This is a genomic window from Streptomyces hyderabadensis, assembly GCF_020404845.1.
Lineage (GTDB): Bacteria > Actinomycetota > Actinomycetes > Streptomycetales > Streptomycetaceae > Streptomyces > Streptomyces hyderabadensis.
The window spans coordinates 20,158-37,616 of the sequence record NZ_JAIOJZ010000062.1 but is presented as its reverse complement, the minus strand read 5'-3'; the positions used below and the strand labels follow the sequence as shown (position 1 = coordinate 37,616).

Sequence of the window (17,459 nt, the reverse complement as noted above, 5' to 3'; positions counted from 1 at the left end):
ACCCGCCCGATATCTGGCATCAGCTCATTGCGGGTTGCCTCCGGCACGTATCGTGAGTGGTTGCGGACCGTACGCAGCCGGAACGGCCCGCCGGACGAACGGAATTGACCGACGGCTGCCGGGGGTGGCGACGTGGACGACTACGCGGGACGGGTGCTCGCCGACCGCTACCGCCTGCCCCTGCCGCCGTCCGAGGAGTACGAACTCACCGAGACCCGGGCCTTCGACACCTACAGCGGTCAGGAAGTCCTGGTCCGCCAGATCGCGTTGCCGGAGGTCGTCGAGGCCGAGGTGCTCGACGCGGACGGCCTGCCCGACGGTTTCACGGCCCGGGACGGCGGCGCCCGGTACCCCCGCGGGCGGACACCGGCCCCGGGCGGCGGCCCCGGGCGGCCGGCCGATCCGGTGGTCCGGCGGGCCGTCCAGGCCGCGCAGGCCGCGGCGGCGGTGCCCGACCACCCGCGGCTCGACCAGGTCTTCGACGTCTTCGCCGAGGGCGGTTCGCTGTGGATCGTCAGCGAGCTGGTGGCCGCGAGGCCGCTGGCCGCGCTGCTCGCCGAACAGACCCTGACCCCGTACCGCGCGGCCGAGGTGGCCTCCGACGTCCTGCTGGCGCTGCGGGTGCTGCACTCGTACGGCTGGGTGCACCGCAACATCACCGCGCGCACCGTGCTCGTCTGCGACGACGGGCGGGTCGTGCTGACCGGCCTCGCGGCCGGGGCGGCGGAGGAGGCGCTGTGCGGGTACGACCCGGTGCCCCCGCCGCCCGACGCGGAGCCGGTCACCGCCGTGGACCCGGGCGGGACCTTCGGGCCGGGCGGCGGTGCCACCCGGACCGGCGTCTTCGGTCCGGGCGACGCCGACCCCGAGGCCGCCCGGCGGGCCGCCATCGAGGCGCGCGGCGTCGGCGTGCTCCCGGTGCCCGGGACCCCGGGGCCGGGCGGAGCCCCCGCCTTCGGCGCGGGCGGCGGCGTCCGGCCGGGGCCAGTCGCCGGGCACGGGCAGCCCCCGCACCCGCCAGCCGAACCCGGGCAGGTCGAGCCGCACCCGCCGGTCGTAGGCGTTGCCGCCGCTGGGTGCGGCCGGGTCGTCGACACCGCCCGGCATGACGAAGTGCACGGAGCGCAGGGACATGGGGACGATCCCCCCGTTCCTCGGGGCCGGGGTGGTGACCGGCCCGGGCGGCTGGGCGGGGACGTGGGCGAGCCGGACCGGTCCGGCGGGCGCGCCTGCCGTCGCTTCCACGGAGGTGCCGGTCACAGCGCACGCTCGTAACTCGCCCAGGCGACGTGCGACTCGTGCAGGGTGACGGTGAGCCCGGCCAGGCCCCTGGCCCCCTCGCCGAGCGCCCCCCGGTGCACGCGCTCGGCCAGCCGGTCGGCGATGACCTTGGCCAGGAACTCCGTGGAGGTGTTGACCCCGGCGAAGTCGGGTTCGTTGTCGAGGTTGCGGTAGTTCAGGGCGCCCACGACGGCACCCAGCTCCTGGGTGGCCAGGCCGATGTCGACGACGATGTTGTCCTCGTCCAGCTGCTCGCGCCGGAAGGTGGCGTCCACCAGGAACGTCGCTCCGTGCAGTCGTTGCGCGGGACCGAAGACGTCGCCGCGGAAGCTGTGGGCGATCATGATGTGATCGCGGACGGTGATGCTGAACAACGGACGACCCTCCAGGTGTGGCACGTCTGGTCCCCCGCCGGTCGCTGCGCGGGGTGCCGTCTATTACGGCTGGGTGCCTTCCCCCGTTCAGTCGGTCGTACGTCTTTCCTCAAGGTCAGGCAGCACTGCGGGCGCCCGAGCCGGTGTCCGCCCCGTCGTACCGGATCCGGTGGCACAGTGCGGGGAGCGCACCGGACGCCAACCGCGGCATCAGGTCCGGCAGTTCGGCGAACGCGGACTCGCCGGTGACGAGCGCGTCGAAGGCCGGGTCGGCGAGCAGTTCGAGGGCGAGGGCGATCCGGTCGGCGTAGCTGCGGGTCGCGGCGCGGGCCGGGGACACGGTGCCGACCTGGCTGCCGCGCAGGGACAGCCGCCGGGAGTGGAAGGCCTCGCCGAGCGGCAGGGCGACGCGCCGGTCGCCGTACCAGCTCAGCTCGACGACGGTGCCCTCGGGCCGCAGCAGCTCCAGTGACCGGGCGAGGCCCGCCTGCGTCGAGCTGGCGTGCACGACGAGATCGCGGTCACCGGCGGCGGCGTCGGGTGGGGCGAAACCGGCACCGAGCGCCCGGGCGACCGCCGCGCGGGCCGGGTCGGCGTCGACCAACTCGACGCGGACGCCGGGGAACCGGGCCAGCAGGGCGGCGACCGAGCAGCCGACCATGCCGCCGCCGACCACGGTGACCCGGTCCCCGATCAGCGGCGCCGCGTCCCACAGGGCGTTGACGGCGGTCTCGACGGTGCCGGCCAGCACGGCCCGCGCGGCGGGGACCTCCGCAGGCACGGGCGTGACGGCGGCGGCCGGGACGACGTACCGCGTCTGGTGCGGATGGAGACAGAACACGGTGCGTCCGACGAGGCGCTGCGGCCCCTCCTCCACCACACCCACGCTGAGGTAGCCGTACTTCACCGGCCCGGGGAAGTCGCCCTCCTGGAACGGCGCGCGCATGGCCGTGTACTGGCTCTCGGGCACCCGGCCGCCGAAGACGAGGGTCTCGGTGCCGCGGCTCACGCCGCTGAAGAGGGAGCGCACGAGCACCTCGTCCGCGGCCGGTACCGGCAGCTCCACCTCGCGGATCGCGCCCCGCCCCGGCGCTTCGAGCCAGTAGGCACGTGCCATGCGTGTCATCGGAAGTCCTCCTGAACGATCGGGAAGCCACTCACGTACCGAGGGATGCACAAGCCGCGCACAAGGTAGCGGCGTTGATCGACTCTGTCACACGGCCGGAGGATGTTCGGTGGCCCTGATCAACCTGAACCACACGGACGACGCGTACGACGCCTGTCCCGCGAGGTCCGTCCAGCAGGAGACGGCGGTGGGCGCGGGCGCGCAACTCCTGCTCCTGGCGCTGCTCGGCACCGCGATCGGCATGGGCACGGCGGGCTGGCTGACCGGCCTGGCGTTCGCGTTCGCGGGCTGGGCGGTGCTCTCCCGGGCCCTGCACCGCTCCCGGCTGCCGGTGTTCGGCCCGGCCAACCGGGTCACCCTCGGCCGGGCCACCCTGGTCGGTGCCGTCACCGCCCTGGTCGCCGACTCCTTCCGCGACGCGCCGCCCGTCCCGCTCCTCGTGGGCCTCACGGCCGTGGCCCTGGTCCTGGACGGCGTGGACGGCAGGGTCGCCCGCCGCACCGGCACGTGCACTGCGCTGGGGGCGCGCTTCGACATGGAGGTCGACGCGTTCCTCATCCTGGTCCTCAGCGTGTACGTCGCGACGGACCTGGGCCCGTGGGTGCTGCTGATCGGCTCCATGCGGTACGCGTTCGTGGCGGCGGCCCGGGTGTGGCCGTGGCTGACCGCCTCGCTGCCGCCGAGCACGGCCCGCAAGACGGTGGCCGCGCTGCAGGGCGTGCTGCTGCTCCTGGCGGGCGCGGACCTGCTGCCGCGGGTGGCGAACGCCGGGGTGGTGGCGGTGGCGCTGGGCCTGCTGGTGTGGTCGTTCGGGCGGGACGTGCGGTGGCTGTGGCGACGGTCGCGGGTTCCCGCGGCGCCCGTCGCGGCGGTACGGGAACTCCTCGCGCGGTGAGGTCCGGCGGCGGCTTCCGGTGCCGCCGCGCTCAGCTGCGCCGGGGCAGCAGCCACACCGCTCCCAGCGGTACGGCGGCCAGTACCAGCCACGGCACGGCGACCGGCAGCCCGGTGTCCATCAGCAGACCGGTCGCGGAGCTGCCGGCCAGCACGACGAGCCCGGAGACCGAGGACAGCGCTCCGGTGTACAGCCCGAGCCGCCCCTCCTCCGCAAGGTCCGGCACCCAGGCGCGGGCGACGGGCGCGATCAGCATCTGCCCGAGGGTGAGCAGGACCACGAACCCGGCGGCGGGCACCAGCCCGCCCGCCCCCGTCCACCCGGCGGGCCGGGCCAGCCCCACGGCGGCGAACCCGGCGGCGATCAGCGCCAGCCCCGCCACCATCGCCCGGCGCGGCGCCAGCCGCTCCCCCGCCCACCGGGTCACCGGCAACTGCGCGGTCACCACGAGCAGCGAGGACAGCGCGAACAGCCAGGCCAGCGGCGCCTGTGAACCGGCGGCCCGCTCCACCTCGGCGGGCAGGGCGAGGTAGAGCTGGTTGTAGGCGAGGAGGTAGGCACCGTAGGCGCAGCACAGCGCGAGGAAGCGCCGGTTGCGCAGTACCAGCCGGGCCCCGCCCTTCATCCGGACCTGGGCCCGGCCCGGGATGCGCTGCGGCAGCAGCCACGCGTGCCCGCCGAGGACCAGCACGAAGACCCCGGCCCCGGCGAGGCAGGCGGTGCGGAAGTCGACGGCGAGCAGCAGCGCCCCCAGCAGCGGCCCGGCGAAGGCACCGGCCTGCCCGGCGACGGTGAACAGCGCGAGCACCCGCGTCCGGTCCCCGCCTCCTGCTTCCTCCCGCAGGACGGCCTGCCGGGCGACCTCGGACTCGACGGCCGGCGAGAAGAGCGCGGCGGCGAACCCGATCAGCAGCACGGCACCGATGACGGCCCAGGTCCGCTCGGCGAACCCGAGCCAGGCGAACCCGGCGATCCGCAGCGCGCACCCGGCCAGCACGACGGGCCGGACGCCGTACCGGTCGGCGAGAGCCCCGCCGACCACGAACAGCCCCTGCTGGCTGAAGGTGCGCAGCCCGAGCACGAACCCGACCAGCCAACCCGCCATGCCGACGGACCGGCCCAGGTGCTCGGCGAGGAAGGGCAGCACGGCGAAGAAGCCGACGTTGAAGGCGAGTTGGGTGAGGACGAGCAGCCGGAGCAGCGGGGAGAGGGTGCCGAGCGGGGCGGTGCGGCGGCCGGAAGCCCGTCCGGACCGCCCGGCGGAGGCGGATGCGGAGGTCATGTCACCGGACTCCGGCCGGTTCCCGCTCCGCCCTTGCCACCGGCCGCCGCTCTCCCGCCCCGGACTTCCCGGCCCCGGTCGTCCCGGGGTGCCGTCCCGGGGACCGTCGGCGCAACGCCCCCGCGGCACTGACGGCCAGCGCGCCGAGCAGGGCGAGTACGGCGGCGGGGGCGAGGACGGCCCAGGGGGCGCGCTCGGCGTAGGGCTGGTTCTCGGCGAGGAGCAGGCCCCACTCCGGGGACGGCGGCTGGGCGCCGAGGCCGAGGAAGCCGAGCGAGGCGAGCGCGAGGGCGACACCGGGCAGCCGCAGCAGGGCGTGCCGCAGGACCGGCGGCAGCACGGCGGGCAGCAGTTCGTACCGCAGCAGATGGACCCGCCCGGCGCCCAGCCCCTTGGTGGCGGTGATGTGCAGCGTGGCGCGCTCCTGGAGCAGCAGGGCGGAGGTGTGCGCGGCCAGCGGTGTCCAGGCGACGGCGCCGACGGCGAGCGCGGGGGTGGCCGCCCCGCTCCCGGCGACGGCGGTGACGAGCAGTGCGACCAGCACCGGCGGTACGGCGTTGACCGTGTCGACCAGCGGCGCGGAGACCCGGGGCACGAGCCCGAGCAGTACGCCCACGAGCAGGGCGGCGGCGCTGATGGCGGCGGCGAGGAGCAGCGTGTCCAGCGCCCCGTGGCCGACGCGGGCGAGCAGGTCGCGCCCGAGAGCGTCGGTGCCGAAGGGGTGGTCGAGGGAGGGTGCCCGCAGCCGCTGCCCGGTGTCGAGGGCGAGCGGATCACGGGTCAGCCCGAGCCCGGCCACGGCGAGCAGGACGAGGCCGTAGAGCAGCGGCAGCAGTCCCCCGGCGGGCGGGGCGGGCCGGTGCAGCGAGGACAGGGCGCCGTCGCGCAGCGCGGGCCCGGTCAGCAGCCGGGCGGCGACGCGGGTGGCCCCGGTCGCGAGCGCGGCGAGCAGGACCAGGGCCAGGGTCCCAGCCTGGAGGACGGGCAGGTCCTGCGCGAGGGCGGCCTGGAGGGTGGTGCGCCCGAGCCCCGGGATGTCGAAGACCTGCTCGACGGCGACCGCGCCGCCGGTCAGCCCGACGACGAACAGCCCGAGGTTGGGCAGCAGCGCGGGCACGCACCGCCGGACGGCCTGGCGGGCGATGGACCGCCCGGTCAGCCCGCGGGCCGCGGCGGCCAGCGCCCACGGCTCACCGAAGGCACCCGGCAGCAGGTCGTCGAGCAGCCGCCCGAGCACGGCACCCGCGGGCAGTCCGAGGGCGAGTGCGGGCAGCACGGTCCACTGGGGGCCGTACCACCCCAGCGCGGGCAGCCACCCCAGCTGCACGCCGACGACGGTGGCGAGCACGGAGGCGACGAGGAACTCGGGCAGCGAGGCGAGAACCGCGGACACGCCCCCGCCCGCGCGCCGCCCGCCGAGCCGCCGCCGGGCCCCCAGCCGCAGGGTGCGCAGGCAGATCAGCCCGGCGGTGAGGACGGCGACGAGCAGCGCGGCCCCCATGAGCAGCAGCGAGGCACCGAGGGCCTGGAGCACGTCGGGCAGGACGTCGCCCCCGGAGATCCACGACTGCCCGGCGTCCCCGCGCAGGAGCCCGCCCAGCCAGCCGGTGAGGGAGTGCAGGGGCCCGCCGTCGAGCCCGAGCTGCCGCCGGATGCCGGCGAGCACCTCGGGTGTGGGTTCCCGCTCGGCGGACCGGGCCTTGAGGACGGTGTAGGCGGGGTCGGTGCGGGTGAGCCACGGCAGCAGCCCGACCCCGCACACGAGTCCGGCCGCCAGGACGACCCGCCACGCCAGGGTGGCCACCCGCTGCCGCACGGTTCAGCGCCGGGTGCCGGTGCCGACGAGGGTGCGCTCGTACGGGTCGAGGATCATGCCCTGCACGGAGTCGGCGACGCCTGTGATGACGCGCTGATGCACCAGGGGCAGGACGGCGTCGCTGCCGAGGACGCGGGCCTCGGCGGCCATGGCGGCGTCCTGTCGCTTCGCCGTGTCGGCGATCTTCTCGGCCTCGGCGACGGCCCGGTCCACGCCCTTGTCGCACAGCTGGGCGATGTTGAAGCCGCCGTCGCAGGTGTAGTCGCCGGCGAGGACGGCGACGGGGTCACCGGTGTCGAGGAGAGTGTTGCGGGCGAGCACGAAGGCGTCGAACTTCCCGGCGAGGGCGTCGCCTTCGAGCCGCGAGTACTCCCGCACGGTGAGCTTGACGGTGAACCCGGCCTTCTCCAGCTGCTGCTTGACCACCTGGGCGACCTCGGGCAGCTCGGGCCGGTTGTCGTAGGTGGCGAGGTTGACGGTGGCACCGCCGGCCTTCTTGGCCGCCGCCCGCCCGACGGGCGCGGTCCGCTTCCCTTCCGCCCAGGTGACGGCGGGACCGTACACACCGGCGGCCGGGTCGGCGTACCCCTCGTACACGTCCTCGGCGAAGACCGAGGTGTCGAGCGCGCCCCGGGCGGCGGCCCGCAGCCCGGCGTCCTCGAAAGGCCCGGCGGAGGCGTTGAGCAACAGGCTGGTGGTCCGGGTGGTGGCGGTGTCGCGCCGGGTCTTCTTGTCCAGGGAGGCCGCCTGGGCGACGGGAACGGCCTCGGCGATGTCCAGCTCCCCGGTCCGCAGGGCGTTGGTGCGGGCGGTGCCGTCGGCGATGAAGCGCGCGTCGATGCCGGAGGCCTGCGCGCGGCCGCCCCAGTAGTCGTCGAACCGGTCGAGGGAGGCGGAGGTGGCGCCGTTGACCTCGGTCAGTTCGAAGGGCCCGGTGGCGTGGCCGACGGGGTCGACGCGGTCGCTCTTGCCGTAGGCGCCCTCGGACAGGATCGCGAGGCTGGGGCTGGACAGCCGCAGGGGCAGTACCGGGTCGGGCTCGGCGGTGGTGATGCGGACGGCCCGGTCGCCGCCCGCCTCGGCGTCGAGTTCGACACCGGCGAGGGCGGCGGGGGCGGGCTCGGCGTCGGTGGCGTGCCGGAGGGACTCGGCGACCGCGGCGGGGGTCACTTCGCCCCCGTCCTGGAAGGTGGCGTCGCGGAGGGTGAACTCCCAGGTCTTGTCCCCGTCCCGGCGCCAGGACTCGGCGAGGGCGGGCGCGGCGGAGCCGTTGGCGTCCAGCGCGGTGAGGCCCTCGGTGACTCCGAGGCGGCTGAGCAGGGTGGCGTCGGCGCCGTAGGGGGACAGGTTCTCGGCGGGCGGGAAAGCGAGGCCCACGCGGAGCCGGGCGCCGTCACCGTCCTTGCCGCCGGATGCGGAGTCGTCGCCGCCGGAGGCGAAGCAGCCGGCCAGCAGCGGGACGAGCAGGAGGGGGGCGAGCAGCCGGGGGCGGCGGTGGGAGCGCATGGTCCTCGGATCGATCAGTTCGGGGCGGTCGGGCAGGCGGGCGGCCGGGCACGCGGCAGCGCAACGGACCTTACATGAAAACGGTTTTCACGCCTACCTCGTCCGGGAGAGCACCGGCAGGGGCACGTCGAAGTGCACGATCCCCTGTCCGCCCCCCGCGTCCTCCCGCTCGTCGTGCACCACCTTGGCCAACGACCGCCAGAAGGGTTCGGCCCCGGTGACGGAGGGGTCGGTGTGCAGGTAGACGGCCCGGTACCCGCCGTCGGCGGCGGCGAACGCGAGCAACTCGTCGACAAGTCGACGCGCGAGCCCGCGCCGCCGGTGCTCGGGCCGCACGTACACCCGCCGCAGCTGCGCGGTCGCACCGGAGGGGTACCGCTCGGCGACGTGCGCGGGGTTCGGGGGGTGCGCGGGGCCCCGGGAATCCAGGGCGCCGGTGCCCACGACCTCGCCGTCCGGGGCGACGGCGACGAGGAGGGTGTGCCGCTCGGGCTTCAGGTAGGCCTCGGCCGGGTCGATGACGTCGGCGTGCCAGCGCGGGACGTACCCGGTGCCGAAGTCGCGGTAGACGGTGTCGAGCATGACGGCTCGGGCGGCGTCCAGGTCGGCGGGGGTGGCGGTCCTGAGGGAGTAGTCACTGCTGCGCACTTGCACATCATATGCAGTAAGGCTCGCCGCTTCGGATCCGGCCCCTCCGGCGGGCCGGGTCACCCGCCCAGCTGCGCGAGGATGGCGGTGAGTTCGCGCACGCGCGGGTGGTGCGGCCCGTGGGTGCTGCGGTAGCCGTCGATCGCGTCGCGCAGCAGCGGAACCGCCTCCTGGGCGCGCCCCTGGTTGGCCTTCGTCGCCGCCAGGTCGGCCTGCACGCCGAGGGTCGTGGAGTGCCTCGGGCCGAAGACCCGTCGGCAGCCCGCGAGCGCTTCGGTGAGCCGCTCCTCGGCCTCGGCGACGCGGCCGAGCTTGGTGAGCACCGAGGCGTAGTTGCGCCTGGCCCGCCACGTGCTCTGGTGGTCGTCGCCCTGCCGCCGCGACCGGGCGTCGACCAGGTGGCCGTACATCTCCAGCGCCTCGGCGTGTTTGCCCTGGTGGGTGAGGACGGCGGCCAGGTTGTGCTGCACGGTCATGCTCAGGTCGGTCGTGCCGTCGACGTCGGCCAGCATCGCCCGGTACATGCCTTCCGCCTCGGCGAGCCGGGCCGGGGAGCCGCGCAGCGTGCCCGCCAGGGTGTTCCTGCTGCTGAGGGTGTCCGGATGGGTGGCACCGAGGGTGCGGTTACGGCGGAAGACCGTGTCCCGCATCAGACCCTCGGCCTCCTCCTTGCGCCCGAGGTCGACCAGGGCTCGCGCCAGGTTCGTCGCGATCTGCAGGGTCTGCGGGTCGTCCTGGCCGCGCAGCCGCTCCCAGCCCGCCAGGGCCTCGCGCAGCCACTCCTCGGCGCGTGCGGGGTTCCCGCCGTCCTGCAAGAGCCTGGTCAGGTCGTTCAGCGTCAGCAGCCGGTTCGGCTGGTCGTCCGTGCGGGCGGCGGCCAGCCACTCCAGCAGGGCGATCGCGTCCTCCTGTCTGTCGGGCTGCTCGCCCAGCGCGACCGCGTACACGTGCAGGGCGTGCAGCGTCTCCGGGTGGTTCAGGCCCAGCTCCTCGCGCTTGCGCTGGAATTCGAGGCCGTGGGCGTACTCCGCCGTCACCGACAGTCTGATCTCGACCGAGGGCGGCCGGCCCCGCCGTTCGGTCACCTCGATCTCGGCGCTGCCGAAGTCCCCGACGTAGTGGTCGGTGGTCTTCGGCTTCTTCCTCCAGAACGCCATGTCTCTCCCCTGTCTCGGTCCCGTCCCGCCGCCGGCCCGTCGCCGGTCAGCGCCCGGAATGGAGGTACGCGGCCCACAGTGTCGGGGTCCTGTCGAAACGGTCGCGGCAGCGGTGCACCGCGTGGTGCAGCGCCGTCGCCGCGTCCTCGCCCGCCGCCAGGCCCGTGTGCAGGTCCACGGCGACCGTCCGGGCGACGAGGTCGTTGACCTGCCACAGCGTGCCGACGACCTGCGGGTAGCCGGCGAGCTGGAACGCCGACACCAGGTGCAGGCTCTCGTCCGGGACCCGCGGCGCGCCCAGTGAGGTCTCGCACGCCGACAGCACCGCGAGCCGGACACCGGACAGGTCCAGCGCGGACACGTCCAGCACGGACAGCGGCCCGTCGTGCAGCAGCAGGTGACCGGCCGAGGGATCGTCGGGATCGCTCGCCGCGTGGCAGGCGAAGTGCGCCGACGCGTGGGAGGTCAGTGCGGCGCGGACCGCGTCGGCCGTCGCCGCCGCGCCGTCCAGCCGCGTGGCCCGGGTCAGTGCCGCGATCCCGCTCGCCTCCCGCTCCACACCGCGCAGTGGCCTGGCCCCCGTGGCGTCTCCCACCGCCACCACCACCAGGTCGTCGTCCGCCCGGCTGTGCCGTTGCCCGGCGTGCCGCAGCGCCCGCAGCGTCGGCGTGTACGACGACACCACCCGGTCGAGGACGGACGCGCCGCCCGGTAAGCGGCCGGCCGCGTGGACCGGGAGCAGCGCCAGCCGCCCCACCGGCGACCACCACACCCGCGGCCAGGCGCCCGACGGGCGGGAGGTGTACCCGAGTCGCCGGAGCACGGGTTCGGTTACGTGGTCCCACAGCCACCCGAGCACCGCCGCGGCGGTGGCCTGGGCATCGGTCTCGCCCGCGCCCGGCCGCGCCGCCCCGGCCAGCGCGGCGCCGAAGGCGGCCGCCTGGCCCGCCACGGAGTCCGGGGTCACGCCCGGCAACTCGACCACGGTGACCCCCGACGGGCGGACGATCAACGCGTCACTGCGGTACCGGCTCACGTTGATCAGCACCACCGGCCCGTCCTCGGCCGATGCCAGCAGCTCGTCGAGGTCCGGCGGGGCCAGGAAGTCCGCGAATCCCGGCAGTGCTCGCGCTTCGTCGAGCAACTGCCGCACCCGGACGTCCAGATCGTGCCGTTCGTCCGCCGCGACGCCGATGAGATGCCCGGCCGGGGACAGCCGGCCGAACGCGTCACCCAGTCGTTGCGCGAGCCCGGGGGCCACCGCGTGCAGGCGGGACAGATCGCTGCGGCCCTGCAGCACCTGTCCGCCGAGCAGGCCGCGGCCCAGTTCGAGCAGCCGCACCGCGGTCCGCGGATCGTTCGCCCGCAGGGCGCTCACGGCGGCGTCGGCGGCGAGCCCGTCCAGTTCCGCCAGCAGCCGCTGCTGGTCCACGCGGGCAAGCCGCCGGGGCGCCACCAGCGGCAGCAGGCCGACCGCGTACGCGTAGGCGTCCCGGGCCCGGTCCCATCGTCCGGCCTCGGCCTCGGCGTGGGCCCATGAGCGCGCGGCCCTGGCCCGCCCCAGGGGCTGCAACGCCTCGATCCCGGCCGCCTCGCGGAAGGCGCGGCCCGAGGCGGCCAGTACCCCGGGGTCCCCGGTGAGTTCGTACTGGGCGTACAGGACACCGCCGTGGTTGATCTGGATCTCGCCGCGTTCCGTCGTGTCCGGAGCACTCGCCCGGGCAGCGCTGCCCAGCGCCGTGACGGACCGGTGCAGGGCCTCCGGGCCGCCGCTGAGGCCGTACTCGGAGAACCAGACCCGGCCCAGGTTGCCCAGCGCCACCGCATGGGTCCGTCCGCCGTACGGCACCGTCTCGACGACCTCGGTGTACGCGGCGATCGCCCGGCCGAGGTCGCGTTCCAGTCCGGTGTGCAGGAAGCGTTCGTTGTGCAGCAGCCCCAGCAGGAGCGGGATCATGCCCGGCGCGCCGGCTCCGGCCGGCGCGGACCGGCCGATCTCCACGGCCTGGTCGAGCACGTCGATCTCGCCGGTATGCGCCACCAGGTCCTGCACGGCGATCAGATAGTTCTCGCAGCGGTTCGCCCATCCGGGCTCGTCCGGCGGGGTCGCGCCGAGCACCTCGCGCAGCAGGGCCACGCCCTCCCGCAGCGCGGCGACGTCTCCGGTCTTGCGGCCGCGGTCCCGCAGCGCCGAGGCGAGGTCGACCTTGTGGTGCAGCGCGGCGCGCGAACCGCTCGGGGTGCGCGCCATCGCGTCCCGCAGGTACCGCACGGCGGTCTCCCGCACGGACTCGTCGCCGGTGTGTTCCGCGGATCGCTGCAACACGTTGCCGAGTTGGCTGAGCCGCGGCACGTAGAGCGGGTCGTCCGCCGGCGTCGCGAGGACGCTCTCCTCCAGCACCCGGGCCGCGTCGGCGAGCAGGGCCGGGTCGTGGGTCAGCTCGTACCTGATGTGCAGGGCCTTGCCCAGGACGTACTGGGCGGCCGGTACCCGCGGCAGCCGCGACGCGGACTCGACCGCCTCCACCACGTACGCCAGATCGCGGGTGTGCTCGGCCAGCAGGATCAGTGTCTCCGCCCGCACCATCGCCGCCACCAGGCGGTTCTCCCCGTCCAGCAGCGGGATCGACGCGTCGCACCCGGCCAGGGCCTCGTGCAGCGCGGACACGTCGCCGAAGTGCTGGAAGTGGTCGTGCAGCAGGGCGCTCAGTCCGACCCGCAACGGGTACCTGACCGGATGGTCCGGCACGTGTCCGAGGGCGGTCCTCAACTCCGCGATCCCGTCCAGCAGGTCGGCCGGGTCGCCCAGGAACCGGTAGCGGTCGCGCAGACCCACGGCCAGGTCGTGCATCGCGTTCACCGAACCCCGCGCCGCCTCGCGCCTGTTCCGCTCGATCTCGCTGTCGAAGGGTGTCGGGCTCGTCACTGCGCAACTATCCTCACTGCGATGACCGCTGACCAACTGGCCGTGCTGTGCCGACGCCTGGCCGACGATACCGACGCGGTCCGGACCTCGCCAGAGGCCGGGGCGCTCGCCGAGTCCATCGCCTGCCGGGTCCGCGACGGCACGCCGTTGGACGAACTCGGCGACGACCTGGACGCGTTGGAGATGCTGCTGCTGCGGGCCGGGCACGCGGCGGGACTGAGTCCGGCCCGTTCCTACGCACGGTTCCCCGGCGCGGGCGACGGGCATCGTGTCCTGGAGGTGCTCGCCTGCCCGACCGGCGTCTGCGCCCGGGTCGAGGCGCCGGGCGCGGAGCCGGTGTTCTGCGTGGCGCTGCGGCAGCCGATGGTGGTCACCAGGCTGCGGTCGTGACCAGGTTCCTGGAGGCGCTGGGCGGGAAGCTGGCCGAGCGCTGGATCGCCCTGATGCTGGGGCCCAGCGTGCTGTTGATGGCCGTGGCCGCCGTCGGTGTGACGCTCGGGCACCGGCGCTGGGACGACTTCGGTCTGCTGCTCACCCGGCTCAACGAGTTGTCGGCCGAGCCCGCGTTGCGCAACACCGGAACACTCGTCCTCCTCCTGGCCGGCCTGCTGGCGGCCTCGGCGGGGCTCGGGCTGGCCGCCACCGGGCTGGGCGCGACGGTGGAGCGGCTGTGGCTCGCGACCCGGCCCCGCCGGCTCGCCGACCGGCGCCGACGGCGCTGGCAGGACGCGCACGAGGCGTTCAACCGCGCCCTGCTGGAAATCGCCAGGGCCGAGGGCACACCCGGAGCGGCGGCGGCCGCGACCCGGGCCCGGCGGCTCAACGCGCGGCGCAACCGGATCGCTCTCACCCCACCCGACCACCCGTTCTGGCTCGGCGACCGGGTCGCCGCCGTCGACACCCGCGTCTGGCAGGCCTACCGGCTCGACCTCACCTCCGCGTGGCCACGCGTCTGGCTCGTGCTGGCCGAGGACGTGCGCGGCGAGATCGTCGCGTCCCGCTCCAGGTTCGCCGCCTCGGCCCGGCTGATGGCATGGGCGGTCGGTTACGTCGCCGTGGGCGCCGTGTGGTGGCCGTCGGCGGTGGCCGGTGCCGTCGCGGCCGCCACCGCGTGGCGCCAGGCGCGGCTCGCGGGCGCGTCGTTCGCGGAGCTGGCCGAGTCGGCCGTCGACCTGCACGGCCGGCAGCTCGCGGAAAGCCTCGGCATCGCCTGCGAGGGGCCGCTCACCGAGGATGTGGGGGCCGAGATCACGACCGTGCTGAGGAAGCAGACATGAGCTTGTTCCGTCGCACGTCCGAGCCCGCGCCGGCCGACGAGGCCGTCCTGGTGATCGACCAGCACGCGCTGCCCTACCGGTCGCCTGACTGGTACGGGCACGCGAACTACCACGTCCGGGTCTTCCGTCCCGGCGGCGCGCGCAAGCCGGTCGTCGTCATGGGCGACCTGGCGAACGCCCCCGTGGCCTCGATCACCAACAAGTGCCCGGAGGTCACGGCCATCGTGGCGCACCTGGTGCTCGGCCGGCCCGGGGTCCACCCCAGCCGGCTGGACGACCACGCCCGCTGGATCACCTACTTCCCCGCCACCGGGTTCAACGAGTCGTTCACCGAGGTGCACGGTTTCGACGTGGTGCCCGGTTACGAACCGCAGCTCGTCACCAACAGGTACCGCCACCTGCGTCGCGAGGAGGCCGAGGAGCTGGTCGGCGGCCCCCTGCGCGGGTGGAAGCAGCGCCACTACACCGTCGCGCGGCTCCAGCGCCGTGGCGTCCGCGTGATGCGGGTGCACGCGGCCGGCTAGGACGCCGCAGGTGCCTGCGGCGGTCCCCCGGTGCCGCCCCGGCCGAGGGCCTTCCCGAGCAGTTGCACCAGCTGACGCAGTTCGTCGTCGGTCAGCCCGGCGAACGGCGTCAGCGCCAGGGTCGCCTCGATGACCGCCGACCGCACGCGCCGCCCGTCCTCGGTCAGCGCCACCACCCGTGAACGGCGGTCGGAAGGGTCGGCGGAGCGTTCGACGAGGCCACGGTCGGTGAGCTGGTTCATGACGAAGCTGAGGTTGGGCGCGTTGCAGTACAGGCGTGCGGCCAGCGACTTCATCGAGGGCGGCGCCTCGGTCGGGTCGATGGCCCAGAGTGCCTGAGCGGTCGCGGGGGTCAGCCCGAACTCCGCGAGGACGGACTCGATGCGGTCACCGGTCTGCATGAACAGCTCGTGGTTCGCCGCCACCGCCGTCTCGAGGGTGCTTCGCGTCATGGCCGCATCGTACCCCTATTTACTTCGAGCCTCGAAGTGTATGTTGAGGACCAATTGATTCGAGGCTCGAAGCATCTGGCGACGGGCTGCTCCTCCATGCCTTCATCCGGCCGCACAGGAAGCACTCACCCATGCACGACTACACGCACACCACCGCCCTGGTCACCGGCGCATCGAAGGGGCTGGGCGAGGCGTACGCACGCGAACTCGCCTCCCGAGGGGCCCATTTGGTCCTGGTCGCCCGTTCGGCCGACGCGCTGCACGCGCTCGCCGACGAGATCCGGACCGCGCATGCCGTGCGCGTCGACGTGATCGCCGCGGACCTGTCGGACCGGCACTCGCCGCAGCGGGTCGTCGAGGCCGTCGACGGACTCGGTCTGGACGTGGACCTCCTGGTCAACAACGCCGGGACGGGGGCGGTGGGGCCCTTCCTCAGCCGTCCCCTCGCGCCCACCCTCCGGTCCGTCGACGTGAACGTCACCGCGCTGGTCGGCCTGGTCCACCTCCTGGGCGCCCGCATGGTGGAACGCGGCCGCGGCGGCATCGTCAACATCGCCTCCACCGCCGCCTTCCAGCCCATGCCGTACCAGGCGAGCTACGCCGCCACCAAGGCGTTCGTGCTGTCGTTCACCGAGGCGCTCGCCGAGGAGGTCCGCGGCACCGGCGTACGGGTGATGGCGGCCCACCCCGGAGCCACCGCCACCGGATTCTTCGACGGTACGACCGCCTCCATGGACCCGAGGTTCACGGACGCACCCGCCGACGTGGCCGCCCGGACCCTCGACGACTTCGCCCGCGGCCGGTCGGTCTCCTTCCCCGGTCGCGCCTCCCAGCGGGCCGGAGTCTGGGCCTCGCGGGTGCTTCCCCGCACCACGGTCACGCGCCTGACGGGGGGTCTCAACCGCCGGCTGGGATTCCACGACGTCAGCGATCTCGACCCCGCCGCCGGGGAGCGGTGATGACCCTGCTGAGCGAACCGCTCCGGCTGCCCGGCGGCGCCCTGCTGCCCAACCGGATCGCGAAGGCGGCGACGGAGGAGTTGCTGGCCGAGCCGGGGCAACTGCCCGGGGCCGCGCTCGCCACGCTCTACCGCCGGCTGGCCGCGGGAGGTGCCGGGCTCCTGATCACCGGCCACGTCATGGTCGACCGGCGGGCGGTCGCCCAGCCCGGCGACGTCGTCCTGGAGCGGGACACGCCGCTGGAGCCCTTCCGGCGCTGGGCGGCGGCCGGGCAAGCCGCGGGCGGCCGGTTCTGGATGCAGATCAACCACCCCGGGCGCGTGGTCCCCAAGGACCTCGCCCGCACCACCTGGGCGCCCTCGGCGGTGCCGGTCGACGTGGGCGGCCTGTCCGGCATGTACCCCATCCCCCGGGCGATGACCGCCCGGGACATCGACGAGACGGTGGAACGGTTCGCCGTGACCGCGCGGCGGGCGCGGGAGGCCGGCTTCGACGGAGTGGAGATCCACGCCGCGCACGGCTATCTCCTCTCCCAGTTCCTCTCGCCCCTGGTGAACCGGCGCGACGACCGCTGGGGCGGCAGCCTTGCCAACCGCGCGCGCCTGCTGCTCGACGTCGTGGGCGCGGTCCGTGAGAGAGCCGGTACCGGCTTCGCGGTCGCGGTCAAACTGAACTCGGCCGACTTCCAGCGCGGCGGCTTCGACACCGACGACGCGCGGGACGTGATCAAGATGCTCGCCGACGCGGGGACCGACCTGGTCGAGCTGTCCGGCGGCAGCATCGAGAGCCTGGCCACCGCCGGCTTCCCCGCGGACGGCCGCACCCTGGCCCGGGAGGCGTACTTCCTGACGCTCGCCGAACAGCTGCTCACCACCTCGCCGCTGCCGCTGATGCTGACCGGCGGAATCCGGCGGCGTGCGGTGGCCCAGGAAGTGCTCGACTCCGGCGTCGCCGTGGCGGGGCTGGCGACGGCGCTGGCCGTCGAGCCCGCACTGCCCGGGCAGTGGCTCGCCGGTCATGACGCCCGGGCCGAACCGCCCCGTACCCGGCTGCGGAACAAGACGCTGGCAGCCGCGGCCCTCCAGTCCCTCACCGCACGCCGACTGGCCCGCCTGGGCCACGGCAAGCCGTCCCGGCCGCCCTACTCCCCCGCCGTCGCCCTGGTCCTCGAACGGCTAGTCCGAGGGCGACGACGACGCGGCTATCTCAAGTGGCTGGCGCATGCCTGAGGGCGCG

General features: G+C 74.8%; 15 protein-coding genes and 2 pseudogenes. 7 read left to right on the top strand and 10 right to left on the bottom strand.

All coding sequences use genetic code 11. The features are described 5' to 3' along the window. Positions 1 to 132: 132 nt before the first annotated feature. Positions 133 to 964 (top strand): annotated as a pseudogene (locus K7854_RS32290) (protein kinase); the annotation flags it as partial. On the opposite strand, the pseudogene K7854_RS32285 reads toward K7854_RS32290, so the two are convergent. The 3 genes and pseudogenes from K7854_RS32285 to K7854_RS32275 all read right to left on the bottom strand — a co-directional run. Beyond that, positions 955 to 1,260, bottom strand: a pseudogene (locus tag K7854_RS32285) (glycosyltransferase family 1 protein); the annotation flags it as partial. The pseudogenes K7854_RS32290 and K7854_RS32285 sit on opposite strands and share 10 nt — an antisense overlap. After that, positions 1,257 to 1,655 (bottom strand): 6-pyruvoyl trahydropterin synthase family protein, encoded by a 399-nt coding sequence (locus K7854_RS32280; RefSeq protein WP_226030108.1) that lies wholly within the window; start codon positions 1,653 to 1,655, stop codon positions 1,257 to 1,259. The pseudogene K7854_RS32285 and the gene K7854_RS32280, both read right to left, overlap by 4 nt. A 115-nt stretch (positions 1,656 to 1,770) precedes the next feature. After that, the gene (locus tag K7854_RS32275) at positions 1,771 to 2,781 is read right to left on the bottom strand and encodes a zinc-dependent alcohol dehydrogenase (RefSeq protein WP_226030107.1); all 1,011 of its coding nucleotides are present in this window, start codon (positions 2,779 to 2,781) and stop codon (positions 1,771 to 1,773) included. Positions 2,782 to 2,890: 109 nt separating this feature from the next. Here K7854_RS32275 and K7854_RS32270 point away from each other — a divergent pair, with 109 nt between their 5' ends. Beyond that, positions 2,891 to 3,676: a CDP-alcohol phosphatidyltransferase family protein gene (locus K7854_RS32270; RefSeq protein WP_372481099.1), complete on the top strand. Its 786-nt coding sequence runs from the start codon at positions 2,891 to 2,893 to the stop codon at positions 3,674 to 3,676. A gap of 31 nt (positions 3,677 to 3,707) precedes the next feature. Here the strand turns inward: K7854_RS32270 and K7854_RS32265 are convergent, their stop codons facing one another. The 6 genes from K7854_RS32265 to K7854_RS32240 form a co-directional block, all read right to left on the bottom strand. Continuing rightward, positions 3,708 to 4,958, bottom strand: a complete 1,251-nt coding sequence (locus tag K7854_RS32265) for an MDR family MFS transporter (protein ID WP_226030106.1) — start codon at positions 4,956 to 4,958, stop codon at positions 3,708 to 3,710. A 1-nt stretch (position 4,959) separates the two neighbouring features. Continuing rightward, positions 4,960 to 6,774, bottom strand: a complete 1,815-nt coding sequence (locus tag K7854_RS32260) for an ABC transporter permease subunit (protein WP_226030105.1) — start codon at positions 6,772 to 6,774, stop codon at positions 4,960 to 4,962. Between the two features lie 3 nt (positions 6,775 to 6,777). Beyond that, complete coding sequence (locus tag K7854_RS32255) at positions 6,778 to 8,280, bottom strand: ABC transporter substrate-binding protein (RefSeq protein WP_226030104.1); 1,503 nt, start codon at positions 8,278 to 8,280, stop codon at positions 6,778 to 6,780. Positions 8,281 to 8,373: 93 nt separating this feature from the next. After that, the gene (locus K7854_RS32250; RefSeq protein WP_226030103.1) at positions 8,374 to 8,928 is read right to left on the bottom strand and encodes a GNAT family N-acetyltransferase; all 555 of its coding nucleotides are present in this window, start codon (positions 8,926 to 8,928) and stop codon (positions 8,374 to 8,376) included. A 59-nt stretch (positions 8,929 to 8,987) separates the two neighbouring features. Further along, positions 8,988 to 10,085 carry a tetratricopeptide repeat protein gene (locus K7854_RS32245; RefSeq protein ID WP_226030102.1) on the bottom strand — a complete coding sequence of 366 codons (1,098 nt, stop codon included), beginning with the start codon at positions 10,083 to 10,085 and terminating at the stop codon, positions 8,988 to 8,990. A gap of 46 nt (positions 10,086 to 10,131) precedes the next feature. After that, complete coding sequence (locus K7854_RS32240) at positions 10,132 to 13,011, bottom strand: CHAT domain-containing protein (RefSeq protein ID WP_226030101.1); 2,880 nt, start codon at positions 13,009 to 13,011, stop codon at positions 10,132 to 10,134. A gap of 21 nt (positions 13,012 to 13,032) precedes the next feature. On the opposite strand from K7854_RS32240, the gene K7854_RS32235 reads away from it, so the two are divergent. From K7854_RS32235 to K7854_RS32225, 3 genes are read left to right on the top strand one after another with little or no spacing between them, the layout of a single operon-like run. Then, complete coding sequence (locus K7854_RS32235) at positions 13,033 to 13,401, top strand: phage tail sheath protein (protein WP_226030100.1); 369 nt, start codon at positions 13,033 to 13,035, stop codon at positions 13,399 to 13,401. Further along, a complete protein-coding gene (locus K7854_RS32230; RefSeq protein WP_226030099.1) occupies positions 13,398 to 14,288 on the top strand; it encodes a hypothetical protein in 891 nt (296 codons plus the stop codon). Before K7854_RS32235 ends, K7854_RS32230 begins: the two co-directional genes overlap by 4 nt. Then, positions 14,285 to 14,812, top strand: a complete 528-nt coding sequence (locus tag K7854_RS32225; protein WP_226030098.1) for a hypothetical protein — start codon at positions 14,285 to 14,287, stop codon at positions 14,810 to 14,812. The genes K7854_RS32230 and K7854_RS32225 overlap by 4 nt, the downstream gene beginning before the upstream one ends. On the opposite strand, the gene K7854_RS32220 is transcribed toward K7854_RS32225, so the two are convergent. After that, on the bottom strand, positions 14,809 to 15,264 hold the full coding sequence (locus K7854_RS32220; RefSeq protein WP_226030097.1) for a MarR family winged helix-turn-helix transcriptional regulator: 456 nt from the start codon (positions 15,262 to 15,264) through the stop codon (positions 14,809 to 14,811). The genes K7854_RS32225 and K7854_RS32220 overlap by 4 nt on opposite strands. A gap of 131 nt (positions 15,265 to 15,395) precedes the next feature. Here K7854_RS32220 and K7854_RS32215 point away from each other — a divergent pair, with 131 nt between their 5' ends. Both K7854_RS32215 and K7854_RS32210 read left to right on the top strand, forming a co-directional pair. Then, positions 15,396 to 16,223, top strand: coding sequence for an SDR family NAD(P)-dependent oxidoreductase (locus K7854_RS32215; RefSeq protein WP_226030096.1), 828 nt, complete (start codon positions 15,396 to 15,398; stop codon positions 16,221 to 16,223). After that, the gene (locus K7854_RS32210; RefSeq protein ID WP_226030095.1) at positions 16,223 to 17,452 is read left to right on the top strand and encodes an NADH:flavin oxidoreductase/NADH oxidase family protein; all 1,230 of its coding nucleotides are present in this window, start codon (positions 16,223 to 16,225) and stop codon (positions 17,450 to 17,452) included. The genes K7854_RS32215 and K7854_RS32210 overlap by 1 nt, the downstream gene beginning before the upstream one ends. Positions 17,453 to 17,459 lie beyond the last annotated feature (7 nt).